The following is an 18,925-nucleotide window of genomic DNA, read 5'->3' on the forward strand; positions in this document are numbered from 1 at the left end:
AACTTACTTTTGAGCAAGTAATTTCTGTCTCTTCTTATAACTTTATCCTAGAAGCTCTTTTCTATGCAGCTTCACATTAAATTGGTATTAGTAGCCAATACAGTTCAGAATGAGCAACAAAATATTTGTAGAGACGGCGATTTATCGCGTCTCGAAAACCCAAGCGTATTGAGTTAGTAGCGATCGCTCTGCCGGGAAGTGACAGAAGAGGGATAGATTTACCATCAAACGATAATTAATAAAAGCCTGAAACAACCTATTTTCGTAAACGCATACCATAATTAATTTGTACAGTGCGTAAGTCATAATCTACTCCAAAATATTGAAACCTCTCCCTGGTTTTACTACGCAAAACCAGGGAGAGGTTTGTCGAACTCACGTTACTTTATAAAAATGTCTGTTTACTTTCTCAAAATGACATTTGACTTATTCAAACCCCAGTTTGCTTTCCCATTTTGGTGTTTTCCGCAAGCAAAAGCCAGGACGAATAATTTCTATCATGCAAGACTTGAGCAAATTAACCCTTTCCCTATTTCCCCCTAAAAAGGGAGAATAGGGTGAAAAGGGATAGTTTAGCGTAATTACTAGTTCTCTGAAGTTTCCTGAGAGAACTTTTTATGAATGGTTTTGGTAGATTCTCCATCAGCCGCGACTGTGATCAGATAGTCCATTAAACCATCTGAAAAGGGGAGACGTAGGTGGAAAGTACCATCGGATTTAACTTTGACGGGATATCCACTAATGTTTACGTTTGTATTTGGTTGGGTTGCTCCGTGAATAATCAACTCTGCATCCGCCACAAACCAAAAATCTTCGTGGGAACGACTGAAAACGCGAACGTTAGGTGAACGGGCAATGAGTAACCAACGCTCGCTATCGGCGAGATAACCAATTTCAACCATGTAATCCCGATCGCTCACAGGAATCGCTACGAAGCGATCGCGGGCTATCTGTTCGCATTCGTACTGCTGGATAAGTTGGGGACTTTGATAACTCAAGTCAATGCCAGTTACATCATAAAGCCGCACTGCTAATTGAGAGCCACCCTGTTGTTGCAGTGCTTCGTTCTGAGTCGGGGAAATGTGCCAAGAAACATAAGCCCATTTGGGAGTACGGACTGTGAGCAGTATTTTGCTTTCTTCTTCACTACTCTCTTCTTCTACATTTACTAAGTCAACAGGTGTTTCACTTGCTAACGCTACATCTTCAAGGTTAATAGCTGTTTCGCTAGCTAAGGCTACATCTTCAACGGGGGAATCTGTATCAGCGGGACTGGAGACATGAACGATCGCAGAATGGGCAATGAACAACCAACGACCGCCATCAGCGACATAGCCGATTTCTGCTATGTAATCGCGATCGCTGATGGGAATTTCCACAAAGCGATCGTTTGCTGTCTCTTCACATTCATATCGCTGGACAAACTGAGGACTTTGATAGCTCAAGTCAATGCCAGTTGCATCATACAGCTGCACTACTAATTTAGAGCCGCCCTGTTGTTGCAATTCTGCTTTCTTGGTTTCGGATATCTGCCAAGAAACCTCAGCCCATTGAGAAGTACGAGGTGTGAGAACAATGCTGCTTTCTTGTTCAGCGATCTCTTCTTCTACATCCCAGTCAATATCTGTTTCACCCGCAATCGCTATATCATCAACGATTGGATCTGGAAGCACCGGGCTGAAGAAACGAACAACTGCTGAACGGGCAATCAATAACCAGCGCTCGCCATCAGCAAGATAACCAATTTCAGCTATATAATCGCGATCGTTGACGGGAATATCCACTAGTCCGTCATGTGCTGTCTCTTCAGATTCATACTGCTTGACAAGGTGGGGACTTTGATAACTCAAGTCAACGCCTGTAACATCATACAGCCGCACAACTAATTGAGAGCCGCCCTGTTGACGTAGGGTTGCTTTCTTGGTTTCGGATATCTCCCAAGTGACATGAGCCGATGTAGAAGTATAGGGTGTAAGTAAAATATTGCTCTCTTCTTCTACTTCTACCAAGTGAATATCTGTTGCATCTGCGTTGGCATCGCCCGTTGCAGGCATCGCTACATTATCAACTATCGGATCTGGAAGCACAGGGCTGAAGAAACGAACCACTGCTGAACGGGCAATCAATAACCAGCGATCGCCATCAGCAAGATAACCAATTTCAGCTATATAATCGCGATCGTTGACGGGAATCTCTAACAAGCGATCGTGTGCTGTCTCTTCAGATTCATACTGTTTTACAAGATGCGGACTTTGATAACTCAAGTCAATGCCAGTCACATCATACAGCCGCACTGCCAATTGAAAGCCGCCTTGTTGACGCAGTGCTGCTTTCTTGGTTTCAGAAATTTCCCAAGAGACATGAGCCAATTCATAAGTATGCGGTGTGAGCAAAATACTGCTCTCATCTTCTGCATCAACTGTAGTATCAGTTTCTCCTTGGGTATTTGATGGAAGATCGATCGCCCAGGCTCCAATCCCTGCACCTGCTGCTAAAGCCGCAACGTCTGCAAAATCTATAGATTCATTTTCAGCAGCAGCTTCTCCAATTGGCTCTGTTTGAGATTCTTCTACCACATTGGCAGGAGGTTCGGCTTCATCTGCTACTACATTAAATAAATCTTCTTCTGGCAATTCTGGTAAATCGATCAGTGAAGATTCCACTTTGCCATATTCTGGGAAAGGCAATTCATCTACTGAAGCTGTATTTTCAGTTTTGCCATATTCTGGGAAAGGCAATTCATCTACTGAAGCCGTATCTTCAGGTGAGGTGATACTTTCCAGCCAGTTCAATTCTGCCTGAAGTTCCTCATCTATTTGATCTTCACTAATTTCTGTGTCCCAATATCCCAAATTAGATGTTACTTCTGGCAGTGGGGCTGTGACTTCAGATGAAGGCAGTTGCACATCAGATATTTCTTCTGAAATGTTACCCAGTTGAGGATAGGGAGTATTTACTACAGCTGCTGGGGCTTCTATATCCCATGCAACGTCATCAGAATCAGGAGTGTTTGTCTCAGTATAATTATTTAGCTCAACCGTCTCATCAGTTAGATTTGTTTCTGTTTCTTTGTTGGTAAAGGCAGACCATGTAGCCGCCCCGATGCCCGTTGCTAAAGCTGCACCACCACTTAAAGCTGCGGCTCCCGAACCATTGGTTGCAGCAGTTGTACCTTCATAGAGGTTAGAAGTACCATTACTTGGCTCTTGTACTAAATTGGCTGTCCCTTGATTACCATTTTCATTCAGGTCAGACTCTGTTTGAGCATAGATATTGAAAGAAGTGCGATCGGGGGTTTCTTGCTCTTGGGAGTGTGGCAATGGCTGCTCTACAAGCATCGTTCCGTTAATGGAGGGAGCGGTGCCGGCATTGAGTAACGCCATTTCTCCATCTTCTGTACTAGGTGGATGAGGATTTGATTCTGGTAAGTTGTCTGTTTGATCGTTGGGCGATGGGCGTTTTCCCAGAATCCACGCTAATAAGGCTGTACCTACAGCAATAAAAAACAAAGGTAGGAGTAACCAATATGGTGTTTCCTTATTTACAATTGGGCTATTTTGTGCAGTAGCAGGAGCGACAAAAGGCTGTTCGCCAAATGCAGAAGCACTGGCGCTAGGAGAAGGTGTAGCAGCAGGTGTTATCTGGGCGCTGGGAGTAGGGGTGACGAAAGGTTGTGTGATGTTGGCTGCGACAGCAGTAGCTTCAGCCGTTCTACCTTGTTCTATAGCCTTCTGTCCTGGCGGTGCAAGGGTAAAACCAAGAAAATCTACTATGCTGACGCTGGGATTTTTTTTGTAAACGTAAACTAAAGGTTGCGAGAAGGGATATCTTGCATCATCTGGTAAAGCTTGATGTAATTGCAGAACTCGCACATTTTGCAGCTTTGACACCTGATTAGCTAACACATAGCTGATGCCGTCTTTGCCCAGTTGTTTGATAACTTCTGCGGTATTCTCATCCTTTAGTTGCGTAGCATCTGGCCCTGTAGCAAATTCAGCATTCTTGAAAGCTGGATAAGTGCGAAAAGTATTACGAGTCTCACTTGTACTAGGGTGATCGATTAACCGAATCTTTCCTGAAGGGCCTCCAACTTGTGACCAATTTGTAATTTGTCCCCGAAAAATCCGGGCAAATTGCTTACTAGTCAAGCTGCCTTTGAAAGGATTATCTGCGCTAACCACGATCGCAATCTTCTCACGGCGCAAGCGAACTTGCTCTAATCCTTGGGCTTTTTCTGCTGGTGTCAATCCACGCCCCATTGCTACGATGTCGATTTTGCCATCTAGCAACTCTTTCAGTGCCGTATCAGTGCCATTAGCGGCAATTTCAACTTTAGTACCCGAAAATTGTTTTTCAAAATTCTCTTTCAGGCTTTCGTTGATTGCACCCAAGCTACTTGAACCATCAATCCGAATTGTTGTCCCATTCTGCACTGTTTTCGGCACTGCAAAAGAAGGAGATTCAGGTTTAGATTGCGCCAGTATGGGTTCTGACACCAGCAAACCTGCTGCCATAGGAGTTGTAGCTAAAGCAACCCATAGTATCAGCCTGATTATCGAAGTATCTTTTTTTTCTTGTTGCCACATAAGCCCCTTAATTAAAGTAAAAAATAGAAAGCCTACCAGTTTTAAATCACAATCTTGTTAAGGATTATGGAGGAGACGCGCTAATTATACATCTGAGTTATCTTTACTTCTAACTTCCTTCAGCGCACTTGTATTGTTCTATACTTTGATTGAGATTGTATAGCATGATAATTTATACTCTAACTACTAGAGTCTGTTTACTATAAAATGTTCTAATTTAGATTGCAACTTATACGAAGTTGGTAGCTTATGGCCACAATTATGAATTATTGAATTACTAAAACTGGTAAAGTGTAGCAAATTCAATATTATTTAACAATATTATTTTCAGTAGTGCTAAGTACTGAGTATTTTTATGTCTTAAATGAGTACTTATTTTTCAGCAATCAGAAGAATCTCCTATATTTTTGAGATAACAATGACAATCTGGCTTATCAATGAGTGACTCCACCAAAGCATTTAAAGCTGTAGCAGCTAAAGTGCCACCTCCCAAAGTTCCTGCAACTGTAATAAAAGGTATCTTTTGTTGCATCAGTTGTCGCTTGGCTGCGGGAGCATGACTAAAGCCGATGGGCATTCCAATTACTAATGCTGGCTGGATTTTTTGGTTGGCGATCGCTTCACAAACTTCTACAAGTACTGAGGGAGCATAACCAACTACCAGTACACAACCCTGATTGACTTGCAGCAATTTCTCTCGCCATTCTCGATGTTGCCAAAAAGCAACTTCTGCTTCTGTGGCGGTAGTTATATGGGGATTATCAATTAAGGTTTCAATGTGGCATCCCAAGTGAAGTAATCGGGTTTGATCCAAAGCAGCAGCAACCGTTTGGGTATCAACAACAATTTGACAGCTTGAAGATAAGGCTTTTCGACTAGCTGCGATCGCATCTCGGCTCAATTTCACAAAGGACACTAAACTCACATCACCACAAGCCAAAACCAACTGAGAAATTAAGTGTTGTTCAATTTCCGAACGGTGAGACAAATCGGGTAGTAAGCGTTGTAGTGATTCTGAAAAAGCTTCTGAATGAGTATGAATTTCGGCATCTAAACCACTCCAGAGGTTTTCCAATCCACCCAATCCGGCTTGAGTTTCGACATCAAGTAACTTGAGTTGTGCCAAAACTTCCGCCTGCATAATTTGACAATGGCGATCGCGCCCCAATAATCCTTCTAATGCTGATGCAGTTTGTCGCAGTTGCGAAATTTGTTGCATCACCGCGCGATATTGCTGCTGGAGTTGTCCCATCAGGTTTGTAGTTGTCTCAGTTTCTGGTTCCACTTCCAAAATATTGCGGATATGGTTTAGCTGAAACCCTTGCTGCTTGAGTGCGACAATCCTTTGCAACCGCACGACATCTTTTTTGGTGTATAGACGGTAATTGCTGCGCGATCGTATTGGTTGCGGTAATAGTCCCAATTGATGGTAATGTCGCACCATCCGCGGAGTTAAACCGCCGCCGACTGCATCAGTGAGTTCTTTAATAGTTAAGCAACCAGCGCTCATGATTTACTCCAACAACGGCAAAATTCTTTGTAATTCTCCACAAGCCACCTGAAGAGATGGCGGTGCATTTTCATTCAAACCTTGGTAACACTGATTTACCAAGTTTTCTACAGATGGCTTACAAGCTGACTCATTGGTTAATTTGGAATATTCTGTTTCTTCATCAACAATTTCATCTTGTAAATAATGTATCCAAGTTTCAATATTTCTTTTGGGTATAAATATTGCGATCGCTTCTTTCGGCTGACGAATCTGCTGTGAATCTTCTATCAGTGCATCATCTAATTGTTTCAGCCTTTCCTCTACCGTTTTTTTGTCTGCATCAATTAAAACCACAAGCATTCCTGAAAGATAATTTTTACTCCGATATGCTTTCACCTCTGTGGGATAGCGTTTTCTGACAAACTGCTCTCCTGCACCTTTTGGGCAAATTTCAATTCTGAGATTTCTATCTAAAATAAAACCTCTTTTTTTCAGAAAATGCCGAGCAAAAACTTCTTGTTGCTTATCCTCACACAAAATAACAATCTGTACTCTACGCTGGCTCATAAAGCCATCCCCGTGCAATCAGTTCTGAAATTGGTAATCCAGTAGTTTCAGCAACTTCATTACTAATTTTTTTGACTCTTACAGGTGCATTACTCTGACGCTCAAACCAATAACCTATAGGTGATGCTAAAAGATAGTTAATTAATTCAGGATGATGAGAAATTAACAAAGCCTGGATTTTTTGCTCACTGCAAAGGTCATAAAGCTGAACTAGCCAAGGCTGAATTTCCGGTAGGGCTAAGAAATTCTCTGGTTCATCTATACACAGTGTGTAATCTTCAGACTGAGTGCAATAAAGAAGTGTGTACAGAGCAATTAGCACTTTTTGTCCATCGGATAATTCGCTAAAACGATAATCAATAATATTTTTTTTATCTTCACCTGTTGTAAATCGCAATTTTAAAGTTCGATATCTTTCACTAAAGTGTTCAAATTTAAAACTTATAAAACCATCTAAAACATCTTGTAGAATCTTCATAAGTTCAGAAATTTTACCTTGATCTTCTGAAATATAACGATACCAAGAAACAAAATTTTTCATTCTAAAATCTAGAGTTGTTTCTTCCTTTTCGCTGCCATCAGCCATAAGACTAGGAATAATTTGTACAATAATAAATCGCTGCATTCTATTTGTAAACCAAGCTATCTTCGTACTATTTGTATTGGCAGAAAATAACGATACTAGAGAAATAAACTCTGAAATTGAAGAAGGAAATGTAATATTTACTAATTCCGAAGTATCTTCTCGAAAAAATTGAATTTCATTTTTCTCTAATTTTAGCAATATTTGGTTATTAAACCAGAGACGTTCATATTCAACATGATTTTTATTTTGATTATGTTTAATAGCAAATTCATATTTATAATGACCATTATTCCCAGTAATTTCTAACTCAAAACGCTGAATTTGTAAAGTTTGCCAGCGAGTACAATCAGTATATTCAAAAATTTCTTCTAGGTTTTTGCGACCACTTACAAAAGTTTGAATTTTCCGCAAGGCTTCAAAAACAGTTGATTTACCCGTTCCATTACCACCAATAAACAGGTTAATCGAGTCAAAATTCATCTCGAAATTTACTAAACCGCGAAAGTTATCAATATATATTCGCTTTAGCATATATTTTTCCTCTTAGTTCAAGTTTAAAGTTAACAGTTAAATCGTCCTATTTACCCACATTCTGCTTTTGAAAAACGCTCCCAGAACACAAATAAAGATTTAACTCTGCGTACCTTTGCGCTTTCCAGCCTGCGGCAAGCCGCAAAAGCGTCTACAGCGCCCCTTTGCGTTTCAAAATCATTATAGACCTTGACATTAACATCAATGTCAAGGTTTAGCCTAAGAAAGTCCTTGTTAATTCACCTCTCATGCTCTACCCCCAACGCTTCAGCCAATTCACCAGAGAACACGCAGATACCTTAGCAGCGCTTTTGTGTGGCTTGCTGCTATTTTTTGGATGGTTCGCCTTACATCTCGGCTGGTTAGGATTAGCATTCCTTCTGCTACCGGCTGCTTATGTAATTGGTGGTTACGAAAGTGCGCGGGAAGGATTGACTACCCTTTTTAAAGAAAAAGAACTCGATGTAGATTTGCTGATGATTGTGGCGGCGATTGGTGCTGCTAGCCTTGGCTTATGGCGAGGAGAATATCATCTAATTATTGATGGGGCAATTTTGATTCTGATATTTGCTATCAGTGGTGCATTAGAAGGCTATGCAATGGCGCGAACTGAGCGCAGTATACGCAGTTTGATGAGCTTGACACCAGATACAGCAAGAATTTTGCTTCAGGGAAGAGAAGAGGAAATTCCTATCAGTCAGTTAAAAGTGGGTGATGAAATTATCGTTAAACCTGGGGAGCTAATTCCTACTGATGGGATAATTTTATCTGGTTACAGTACTCTCAATCAAGCTGCAATTACAGGCGAGTCTTTACCTGTAGAGAAAACGGTGGGTGAAGAAGTATTTGCCGGTACACTTAACGGCTATGGTGCATTGCAAATTAAGGTACACAAACCAGCCCAAAGCAGTTTGATTCAGCGCGTGATTCGCTTGGTAGAACAGGCGCAAACAGAAGCACCTCCTTCTCAAGAGTTTATCGATCGCTTTGAAAAAGGATATGCCAAAGTAATTGTAGTAGCCGGGATATTACTGGCAACTTTACCGCCATTCCTTTGGGGTTGGGATTGGGAAACAACCATTTATCGCGCCCTTACTTTCCTAGTGGTAGCTTCTCCCTGTGCGCTGATGGCTGCAATAATGCCCACCCTGCTTTCAGGAATCGCCAATGGTGCAAGACAGGGGATTTTGTTTAAGAATGGGGCACAGTTGGAGAAGATTGGCAAAGTCCGAGCGATCGCATTTGATAAAACTGGTACTCTGACAACAGGACAGTTGCAAATATCCCAAGTAATTGCAGTTAGTAAATACACGAGAGCAGATGTATTAAAAGCCGCAGCTAGTGTGGAATCTTATTCAGAACATCCTATCGGTAAGGCAATTGTGCAAGCAGCTGATAATTTGGATTTGGTTGGTGCAATCCAAGTACAAGCCATACCTGGGCAGGGAATTGTCGGAATTGCTCAAGAACAAGAGATAATCGTAGGGAATGCGGTTTTCGTGCAGCAATATGTCACAAATTTACCTGAAGAATTGCAAGAAATGGCTCAATCTTTGGAGCAAGAAGGTAAAACAGTGGTTTGGGTAGCACAAGAAGGCAGGGGAGCAGGGGAGCAGAGGGGCAGAGGGGCAGAGGTGATGGGTGTAATTGCGATCGCAGATGAAGTAAGATCGCAAGCAGCCGCAACCATTACCCGCTTAAAGCAACAGGGAATTGAGCAAATTGTCATGCTAACCGGGGATAATGAAGAAACTGCTCAAAGTGTCGCCAAAGCAGTAGGAATCGATCGGGTATATGCTCAACTTCTACCAGAAGATAAGCTAGATGTTATCCGCCGTCTACAGCAAAAGTATCAAACTGTGGCAATGGTGGGCGATGGAATTAATGATGCACCAGCTTTAGCCCAAGCATCTGTAGGGATAGCGATGGGTATATCTGGTAGTGATGTAGCATTAGAAACCGCAGATATAGTACTGATGGCCGATAAGTTAGAAAAAATTGCCGTGGCGATGCATTTGGGGAGGCGATCGCAATCCATAGTCAAACAGAATATAGTCGTAGCATTGAGTTTCATTATGTTGCTTTTGGTGGGCAACTTTCTAGGAAATATCAACTTACCCATCGGCGTGATTGGCCATGAAGGTTCTACAGTATTAGTTACTCTCAGTGGTCTAAGATTGCTGAAATGAAAAACTCCACGCCACTTGTGGGATGGAGTTTTTGGGCATGGGGAACAGGGCATTGGGCATGGGGATAAAGCACTCTTCTCTGTGTTCTCTGCGCCTCTCCGGTTCGGTAAATTAATTACGAATTACGAATTAGTTCTCGCCTTTTGTTGAATATGCAGTAGTTCTACCATCCAATGACATACCTTCTGTTTGCAGTTCTTGATGCTGATTTGGTTTGATAAAGCGCTCTGTCGTCGTCTTGATAACGATATACAAAATTGGCACTACAAACAAACTCAAGAAAGTCGCAATTAACATTCCACCAAAAACTGCTGTTCCCAAAGATTGGCGACTAGCTGCTCCTGCACCTGTGGAATTAGCCAAGGGGAAAATCCCTAAAAGAGTAGCAAAGGCAGTCATCAAAATTGGACGTAACCGTTCTTGTGAAGCTTCAATTACTGCTTTAGTCATCGAAAGACCTTGATCTCGCAATTGGTTAGCAAACTCCACAATTAAAATCGCGTTTTTACTAGCCAAACCAATCAACATTACTAGACCAATTTGACAATAAACATCATTAGAAAAACCCCGTAACGATTGAGCTACAAGCGCTCCAAAAATAGCTAAGGGAACTGATAACAGAATGATAAAGGGGTCAATGTAGTTTTCGTATTGAGCAGCTAGTACCAAAAATACAAATACCAATCCTAATCCAAAGATCAGGGGTGCTAAACCACCAGAATCTATTTCTTCTAATGCAGTCCCCGACCATTCGTAACCATAACCGGCTGGTAAAACTTCCTTAGCAACTTTTTCCATTGCTTTAATTGCGTCTCCCGAACTAGAGCCAGGAGCGGCGGAACCATTAATTTCAATCGAGCGGAAGAGATTGTAGTGATTGATAGTTTGCGCTCCTACAGTCTGAGTAACTTTAACTAAGTTGCTCAAAGGAATCATTTGATCCTTTTCAGAACGAACATATAGTTTGCTAATATCTTTTGGATTAGAACGAAACTGTTGATCTGCCTGGATATATACTCGATAATTGCGCTGCTGGAGATTGAAATCATTTACATATTGCGACCCCAAAGCAGTTTGTAAAGTATTGAAGATATCATCTATGGAAACTTGCAATGATTTGGCTTTATTGCGGTCTACTTCCACAAGCAATTGTGGTGTATCTGCTGCAAAGGTGCTAAATACAGCTTGTAATCCTGGTGTTTGATTAGCTTGACCTAGTAATTTACCCATCGACTGCACCAAATTTTCTAAGCCGCTGTTACCTCTGCGGTCTTGCAGTTGAAAGACGAAGCCACCAAAGTTACCTAAACCCTGAATTGGTGGCGGGTTCACAGGGAAAACCCTGGCTTCTGGGATTGCCATCAACTTCCCTTGCAAGCTGCCAATAATCGCCTGTACTGATTGACCGGGTTTTGAGCGCTCATCCCAAGATTTTAAAGTTGTAAATATGATGCCACTATTGGCAGTGCTACCACTAAAACCAAATCCACCGATCGCAAAAGTCCCCAATACTTCTGGAATTTGCAGAATTTCTTTTTCTACCTGTGCAATCACATCGCTGGTATATTGCAACGAAACCCCTTGCGGCCCTTGAATAATTGTGATGAAGTAACCTTCGTCTTCTTCAGGTAGAAAAGCTGTTGGTACTGTGATGTACAGCCAAGCAGTCATTCCCAAGGAAACAATAAACAACCCAATTACAATACCTTTGATGCGTGCTAGAAATGTAAGCGATCGCTTATAACTATGCTGTACCCAGTCGAGAAAGCGATTTATCTGGCCAAAAATCCAACCCAGCCAGCCTGAAGGTCTTTGTCCTTGACGCAGCAACACCCCACACAAAGAAGGTATCAGAGTCAAAGCCAAAAAAGTCGAAATCGCAATGGAAAAGGCGATAGTCAGCGCAAATTGCCGATAAAGTGCGCCTGTGGTTCCCGGAAAGAACGCCACTGGTACAAACACCGCCATCAATACCAGTGAAGTTGCAATCACTGCTCCAAAAAGTTCCGCCATTGATTCACTAGCGGCTCGCCGAGGACTAATTCCTTTATCCTGAATAAAACGGCTGATTTGCTCTACTACAATGATTGCATCATCTACCACCATCCCTGATGCTAAAGTCAGACCAAACAAAGTCAAACTATTAATCGAAAAGTTAAAAACTTTGACGAAGCCAAATATCCCAATGAAGGAAAGCGGAATAGTAATTGCGGGAATTAAGGTAGTTCGCCAGTCCTGCAAAAACACAAAAATTACAATTACAACCAGCACCACCGATTCAATCAAGCTCTTAAGCACTTCTGCCATCGACTCTTCGACAAACATGGTTGTGTCAAAAGCTACCTGATATTTCATGCCTGGGGGAAAACTTGGAGCCAATCGCGCAATTTCAGCTTTGACTCCCTTGGCTACATCCAAGGCATTACTACCAGGAACCTGATAAATCCCTAAACCGACAGCATCTTTACCACGAAATCGTAGAAATGAACTGTAGTTTTCTGCACCCAGTTCTGCTCTACCGACATCTTTGAGCTTGACTAATGTGCCATCATCTCCAGTTTTGAGGACAATTTCTTCAAATTCTGATGGTTCTTCTAATCGGCTAGCAGCACGCACGTCAAGTTGATATCTTTGTCCTTCAGGAGCCGGTTCTTGTCCAATTCTCCCTGCACCAACTTGTAAGTTTTGTTCAGACAAAGCATCTGCTACATCCTGAGTTGTTAGTCCCCGATTGGCAAGGCGACTCGGATCTAACCACAAACGCATTGCATAGCGGCGTTCGCCAAAAATTTGAGCGTTGCTTACACCTTTGACTCTTTTTAAGGCATCTGCTAAGTAAAGGTCGGCATAGTTACTTAAGAATGTATTGTCGTACTCTTTATTTTCAGCGAATAAACCAATCGCTAAGAGGATGTTACTAGATTCTTTCGATACTCGCACTCCCGTGCGTTGCACAGAGTCTGGTAGTTGTGGTTGGGCAACAGAAACACGATTTTGCACATCCACAGCCGCAATATCTTTATCACGCGATGAATCGAAGGTGGCTGTTATGGTACTAGTACCATCGTTACTGCTGCTGGAAGTGAGATATCTTAGTCCCTCAACCCCGTTGATTTGCCTTTCTAAGATATTTGTCACTCCGCTTTCTACGACTTCTGCACTAGCTCCGCTATAGTTGGAAGTTACAGTGATTTGGGTGGGACTAATTTCTGGGAATCTTGCGATCGGTAGTGTGGGAATACTGATTAATCCTATTAAAAGGATGACGATCGCACAAACCGACGCAAAAATTGGCCGCTTAATAAAGAAGTCAACGAACATAGTTTAAAAATTGGGCTTTCTTTGGGTATTTGGTATTTGGTATTGGGCATTGGGCATGGGGCATGGGGCATTGGGCATTGGGAATTGAGTATAGTTATTCTCCTTGTCCTCCTTGTCGCCCTCCTCCCAATACGGTTCGGATAAACATTTTTCATTTTCCTTGTGGTCTGGGGAATGGGTTTGCGGGTAAAGGATGTATTCAAAACCTTTCTCCTTTTCCCTTTCCCCTTTAACCGAACCGTATTGCCCCTCCTCCTCCTACTCCCCTGCCCCGTTCAGCTAAGGTTTCTGACTACCTGGTTCTTCCTTTGCTGGAGTGATAGGAGCGCCATTAGTTAGGTTGAGAATACCGGAAACAACAATTTTGTCTCCAGCCTTTAATCCTTCGATAACTTGATAATTATTCCCCTCAATAACTCCCAATTTCACGGGTTTTTGTTGAGCCACTAAAGATGGCGCTCCAGCTTTATTTTCTGCTGGTGCTTCAGCTTTATTTTCTGCTGGTGCTTCGGCTTTCTTTGCTGATGGCGCTTCAGCTACAAAGACAAAAGTCTCTCCACCCAAGCGAGATACTGCTGTAACTGGAATTAAAATTCCCGGACGTTCCTTCCAGATGACTCTGGTTTGCACTGACTGAAGATTAAGCAATCGATTTCTCAAATTGCCAAAGTTGGCTTTTACCAAAACTGTCTGCGAATCGGAACTGGCATTTGGGGAGATAAAACTGATTTTACCCGTTGTTGTGGGTTTGCCTTGGGCATCCAACATTTGCACAGGTAATCCCAAGCGCAAATTTCTGGCTTGATTTAGCGGAATGGATATATTCAGTTCTAAAGAGTCATTTTTGGTCAATGTTGTGAGTTGATCCCCTTGTGCCACATACTGTCCTACTTTGACTGGGATATCACCAACAATACCTGTGAAAGGAGCTAGGACTTTTGTGTATTGCAGTTGGACTTGAGCCGATTGGACTTGAGCGGCTGCTTGGCTTACTTGCGATCGCCCTTGGGCAATATCTTCTGGGCGGTTGCCGTTCACCTGCTGATTATAGTATTGTTTCTGTTGTTCTAAGGCAGCACCTAGCTGCTGGATATTAGCATCTCTGCTTTTGCGGAGTTGCTCTAGGTTTTTCTGGGCTGCAACTAACGCTGCTTGGGCACTATCTTTGTTTTTGATGTATTCGTCTAGGCTATCTTGGGAAGTCGCCCCTTCTTTTGTTAATTGTGCGTATCGCGTTGCTCGTGCTTGTGCTAATACTAGATCGGATTTGGCGGAATTAACTTGAGCTTCAGCCTGCTGAATTTGCTGTGGTAGCGATCCCGATACGGCATCTTGATATTTTGCTTGGGCCTGATCTAGCTGGGCTTTGGCTTGGGAAACTACTTCTGTTCGAGTCCCTGCTTTGAGTTCAGCAAGATTTGCCTGTGCTTGTTGTAGTGCTGCTTGTTTTTCTCGTAGCAAGGCTTGGGCATCATCAGTTTCTAAGCTAATAATTACTTGCCCTTGTTGAACCCGGTTGCCCTCTTTGATAAAAACCTGGCTAATTCGCCCTGCAATCCGTGGTTTGATTGGTACAGACTGTGGAGCTTCTAAAGAGCCAATAAACTCTGAACTTTCTTGTACAGTTTCAGTTTCCACAGTTGCTAGCTTGACGGGAATTGCCATCGGTTTTCCAGCAGCTGGCCCGCCTGCTGGTGGATTGCTAGCACTACTAGTTTGCCACCAGCGCCAACCAAAACCAATGCCTCCAATTAAGAGAATAATTCCCAAAATTAGAGGCCAACGACGCTTTTGAGGTGGTTTAGGCGATCGCTCTAATAATGGTTGCGACTCCTGGCTAGCATCAGTAACAGCAGGCTGTTCTATTTCAACTGGAAGGGGAGAATCAGGGAACTCAGAATGGGACATCTTCACTTTCTCGTCTTGTGGATTTAGACTTGGGCAATCTATTCTTCGCTAAAAAAGCATTATTTTGAATAGTTTTTAGCCCTTTGTTTTTGATGTTGATGACAAATATGTATTTGGGCGATCGCTTACGATGTCTAGCACCTAAAACAAACAAATATTTTTCAGCACATTATGGCTATTTTGTACATCACTTAACTCCTATCAATTTGTAAAGTGTAATTTATAAAACTTTTTTAGTCAGTATGAACCCATTACTTTCGCTCAGAGAGAAAACTCGGTTTATCTTGTTGCAATGGAATTAACTAAATTTTTTGCCTCCTCTCAATGGCAATTGATTAAGCAAATATCCTCAAAACTTATGTACTATTCAAAACTTTAGTTTTATGTAGTAATTTTGCTAAAACGCAGAATACCGTAAGGCAACCTACCTGTGGAACTATCTACAGATGCTTTCAAATCTATACCTGAAGATACTGCGCCCTTATCTTGACTTTTTTGCAAGTACACAACCAGTTGTTCGCGCAGTTATTTGATAGATTGGTATAAAATTAGACAGACTGTTTGAGAGAGTTGTTCATGAGCTTTGCAAAGGCTTAGTTGCACATGTAAGTACTTGCTTGCATTATAACCACATAACATACTGGATTTGTGTAAGTTCAAACATGAGTTTATCCCTCTTGAGTTGTATTGAATACTAATCTTAAGGAGGAAAAATCTATGGAGCGATGCCTGCGGCTGGCTACGCCAATGCTGATTAATTCAGCCTTATTAACCAAGATTGGGGCTTTCATCAAATTATCCTCACAACGAACAAAGTGCAATCAATCAGTGTACTCTAGAGTCCTATTTTTCAGCATTCTCATCTTCCTACACTTAGCTCACCCGATCAGATGATTTTTAAATCACCCAAATGGGTGATTCCATTTATCATCATCAGGGTTATGAATAGGACTCCTATTTGATTTTTACGAAGCTAGGTATGTTTTCAGAGCAAATAAATTTATTTATGGGGATTGTAATGCAAGAATTTTGTTAGCGCAGTGTAAAGCCTGCGGTATGGCAACGCTATGAGCGAGTCCACGTACTCTGTAAGAGTTGCAAGCTACGCTTTTAGTATCTCGTAGAGAGCGTCATTTTGAATTTTGAATTCCCCGTTCGCGTAGCATCCCGCAGGAAAGGGGTTGACTTACACAAGTAATTTAAAAAATTAAACCGAATTTTTGTCTAGTCAAAAGCCCTTTAACCATCCACAACTGATTCCTTGGAATTGAATTTCGGCAACATACCCACAGTTGATTTTCGATTAGTAACAATATGAGAAAGCAATCCTTCATAGCGATCGAGTGCTTGCTCCAAAGAATAATTTTCTTCAGCAAAATGTCTTCCTGCGTTACCTAATCTTTTTCCTAGAGAAGGATTAGCATATAAATCATACACAGCAGCAGCCATTGCATCGGGTGATTCTGGCTCCACAATTATTCCACCACCACTGAGTTCGATTGCTTTAGCCGCAGTACCCGTAGCAGGAACTGAACCCACAATTGGGCGACCACTTGCTAGTAGTAGTGGTATTTTTGAGGGCATATTGAACGAAATCACATTGCGTTTTTGCACAATTAATCCCACATCAGATGCAGCTAGCATTTCGGGTAGTTTTTCTCGTGACTGCAACGGTAGCAGCAAAACATTCTCTGCTCTATGTAATAGACAATATTCTTGCAAGCTTTGCAATGCTTTTGATTCACCAACAATGACAAAGACTATATCTTTGATATGACTTAAACAAACTGCTGCTTCTATTACTATTTCTAAACCTTGCGTTAGGGCAATATTGCCCGAATAAAGGACTACAAATTTACCATCAAGTTGATGGCTAGATATCCAGGAGTTGTTCTGTTTCGGCAAAGGGTGGATGAAATTTACATTAACCCAATTAGGAATACAAACAATTTTATTAACAGGTACTCCCTTATTCACTAAGTTCTCACGAAACCCATCGGCAATGACGCTAATAGTGTGTGCAGTCCGATATGCAAATTTCTCTAAAGCTGCAAGAATTCGGATCATCCACTTATTTTTCAGTAGCCCGATACGCACAGCGGCTTCTGGTAAGATATCTTGCACATTTAGAACTAATGGGCAGTTGTATAACCAACCAAACATTGTTGCTGGCAAAATACCTAATAGAGGTGGAACTGTTAAGATAATCACATCTGGACGTTCACCTTTAAAGGCTTGGGGCAAGCTTGTGAAGACAAAGCTTAACTCTAGTAACAGCCGATCTACAAGGTTAGGTTTAGACTTGATTCTCAGGTAGCTTCTCTGAATAGTGACACCATTTTTTTGTTCGTTAATATACCACTTACCTCGATAACCATCGTAAATTTCGCGCTCAGGATAGTTGGGCATTCCAGTAATCACCCGCACTTCATGACCTCGCTTTACTAGTCCTTCTGCCAATTCAGTCATTAAGGGAGCAATGCCAATTGGCTCTGGATGATAGTTGTAGGAATATATCAGAATGTGCATGAGCTATATATAAGTTTGGTGAAGACAGCCTAAGATAAGTGAATTTATCGCTAACTTCATTTGGGGCTGCAACTTTGTATTATTTAATTTAGGTTGTGATTAGATTATGACTTTTGTAAATCCCAGTTGTGAGCAATACCACTTAAGAAGTTTATATGTACATTTTAAAAGTTATTAGTTATTAATTATCAGTTTTTGTGGTTGGATAAACTTACTTAATTGTATATTTAAATTTTACCAGTATTAACTAATAATTTTTGAATGTTCACTTTAAATTTCTTTCCATATATTATGATAGTTGTTCACTTATTTAAAAGTGAACTTAGTCATGAAATTTACACTTAGGGGATTGTAGCATGAGATTTAATATCATGCATATAACCTACATTCCGGCTTGTGAACTGGCACATTAAGTATTTTTAACCAAGTAATCAGTATTGTATTTATGGGTAAGCATCCGATTTTTCCAGTAACTCAAAAGTACTAATTTTTTAAACCCAATGCCCCATTCCCCAAGTGGCGGGGCGGCTATCCCTCTCCACGCCACTTGCAGGATGGAGTTTCCCGCCGCCTTCGATGAAGAAAAACATTTTTTTAAATTTTTGGAGAAAATGCCAAGTCTATTTAATAAACCTAATGCGTACTCGATCTATAGAATTACTATTTGATTTTTGAACGAAATTAGGTATTGTAGAGTGTGTTAGAACGAAGTTCGTAACGCACTATTCTCAATGTTTGATGCCGTACTCTCCGCGCTCACATCCTACGTATATTTTCATAAATCAAACTTGATTCCTATATATCTCTTTTGATATATGTGTAGCAATCCAATTTGATTTATAAAAAAATCTAAATATCTGTAGTGGCGTGTTATCGCCGAGAGTACGGCACGAAAGCCTTCGGCTGATGCGTTATGCCTCTGGCTAACGTACCCTACGTATATTTAAAATTAAATATGAGTTTTATAGCAAGGTTTATGACTTATAAAATCATCAGCGATCGCCTGATAATAAATGATAAATTTGAGCTATGCAAAGTTGAAAACAGAAATACTGTTACCTAGAGTTTTCTAAAATTCTTAATAGGCTTACGGCGATCGGACTCAAAGCTACCTTTAGGACAACGGACTTCAAACATTACTTGTTGTTGAGACAAGCGCTATGGAAGCCATAGAGCCGACAATGTTAAATACAATAATCAAAAATGCCTGTTTCAA

General features: G+C 41.4%; 9 protein-coding genes. 1 reads left to right on the forward strand and 8 read right to left on the reverse strand.

The window, feature by feature from the left end; translation table 11 throughout:
- Nucleotides 1-141 precede the first annotated feature (141 nt).
- The 5 genes from RMZ41_RS10135 to RMZ41_RS10155 form a co-directional block, all read right to left on the reverse strand.
- The gene (locus RMZ41_RS10135; RefSeq protein ID WP_322641456.1) at nt 142-306 is read right to left on the reverse strand and encodes a hypothetical protein; all 165 of its coding nucleotides are present in this window, start codon (nt 304-306) and stop codon (nt 142-144) included.
- Between the two features lie 278 nt (nt 307-584).
- A complete protein-coding gene (locus RMZ41_RS10140) occupies nt 585-4,586 on the reverse strand; it encodes a DUF4912 domain-containing protein (protein ID WP_322641455.1) in 4,002 nt (1,333 codons plus the stop codon).
- Between the two features lie 379 nt (nt 4,587-4,965).
- Nucleotides 4,966-6,096: a precorrin-8X methylmutase gene (locus RMZ41_RS10145; protein WP_322641454.1), complete on the reverse strand. Its 1,131-nt coding sequence runs from the start codon at nt 6,094-6,096 to the stop codon at nt 4,966-4,968.
- Between the two features lie 3 nt (nt 6,097-6,099).
- Nucleotides 6,100-6,645 (reverse strand): hypothetical protein, encoded by a 546-nt coding sequence (locus RMZ41_RS10150; protein ID WP_322641453.1) that lies wholly within the window; start codon nt 6,643-6,645, stop codon nt 6,100-6,102.
- The gene (locus RMZ41_RS10155; RefSeq protein ID WP_409875062.1) at nt 6,632-7,711 is read right to left on the reverse strand and encodes an AAA family ATPase; all 1,080 of its coding nucleotides are present in this window, start codon (nt 7,709-7,711) and stop codon (nt 6,632-6,634) included. The genes RMZ41_RS10150 and RMZ41_RS10155 overlap by 14 nt, the downstream gene beginning before the upstream one ends.
- A 299-nt stretch (nt 7,712-8,010) precedes the next feature.
- Here RMZ41_RS10155 and RMZ41_RS10160 point away from each other — a divergent pair, with 299 nt between their 5' ends.
- Nucleotides 8,011-9,951 carry a heavy metal translocating P-type ATPase gene (locus tag RMZ41_RS10160; protein WP_322641451.1) on the forward strand — a complete coding sequence of 647 codons (1,941 nt, stop codon included), beginning with the start codon at nt 8,011-8,013 and terminating at the stop codon, nt 9,949-9,951.
- A 129-nt stretch (nt 9,952-10,080) separates the two neighbouring features.
- On the opposite strand, the gene RMZ41_RS10165 is transcribed toward RMZ41_RS10160, so the two are convergent.
- From RMZ41_RS10165 to RMZ41_RS10175, 3 genes are all read right to left on the reverse strand, one after another.
- On the reverse strand, nt 10,081-13,272 hold the full coding sequence (locus tag RMZ41_RS10165) for an efflux RND transporter permease subunit (RefSeq protein ID WP_322641450.1): 3,192 nt from the start codon (nt 13,270-13,272) through the stop codon (nt 10,081-10,083).
- A gap of 279 nt (nt 13,273-13,551) precedes the next feature.
- The gene (locus RMZ41_RS10170) at nt 13,552-15,180 is read right to left on the reverse strand and encodes an efflux RND transporter periplasmic adaptor subunit (RefSeq protein ID WP_322641449.1); all 1,629 of its coding nucleotides are present in this window, start codon (nt 15,178-15,180) and stop codon (nt 13,552-13,554) included.
- A 1,239-nt stretch (nt 15,181-16,419) separates the two neighbouring features.
- Nucleotides 16,420-17,709, reverse strand: a complete 1,290-nt coding sequence (locus RMZ41_RS10175) for a glycosyltransferase family 4 protein (protein WP_322641447.1) — start codon at nt 17,707-17,709, stop codon at nt 16,420-16,422.
- Nucleotides 17,710-18,925 lie beyond the last annotated feature (1,216 nt).

This window comes from Nostoc sp. DedVER02, assembly GCF_034530675.2.
In the GTDB taxonomy this organism is placed as follows: domain Bacteria; phylum Cyanobacteriota; class Cyanobacteriia; order Cyanobacteriales; family Nostocaceae; genus Nostoc.

What these genes read in the sequence shown, in the direction of transcription:
- RMZ41_RS10175 (WP_322641447.1), bottom strand. Translation starts at nt 17,709, where the DNA reads ATGCACATTCTGATATATTCCTACAACTATCATCCAGAGCCAATTGGC.
- RMZ41_RS10145 (WP_322641454.1), bottom strand. Translation starts at nt 6,096, where the DNA reads ATGAGCGCTGGTTGCTTAACTATTAAAGAACTCACTGATGCAGTCGGC.
- RMZ41_RS10155 (WP_409875062.1), bottom strand. Translation starts at nt 7,711, where the DNA reads ATGAATTTTGACTCGATTAACCTGTTTATTGGTGGTAATGGAACGGGT.
- RMZ41_RS10135 (WP_322641456.1), bottom strand. Translation starts at nt 306, where the DNA reads ATGACTTACGCACTGTACAAATTAATTATGGTATGCGTTTACGAAAAT.
- RMZ41_RS10150 (WP_322641453.1), bottom strand. Translation starts at nt 6,645, where the DNA reads ATGAGCCAGCGTAGAGTACAGATTGTTATTTTGTGTGAGGATAAGCAA.
- RMZ41_RS10165 (WP_322641450.1), bottom strand. Translation starts at nt 13,272, where the DNA reads ATGTTCGTTGACTTCTTTATTAAGCGGCCAATTTTTGCGTCGGTTTGT.
- RMZ41_RS10140 (WP_322641455.1), bottom strand. Translation starts at nt 4,586, where the DNA reads ATGTGGCAACAAGAAAAAAAAGATACTTCGATAATCAGGCTGATACTA.
- RMZ41_RS10160 (WP_322641451.1), top strand. Translation starts at nt 8,011, where the DNA reads ATGCTCTACCCCCAACGCTTCAGCCAATTCACCAGAGAACACGCAGAT.
- RMZ41_RS10170 (WP_322641449.1), bottom strand. Translation starts at nt 15,180, where the DNA reads ATGTCCCATTCTGAGTTCCCTGATTCTCCCCTTCCAGTTGAAATAGAA.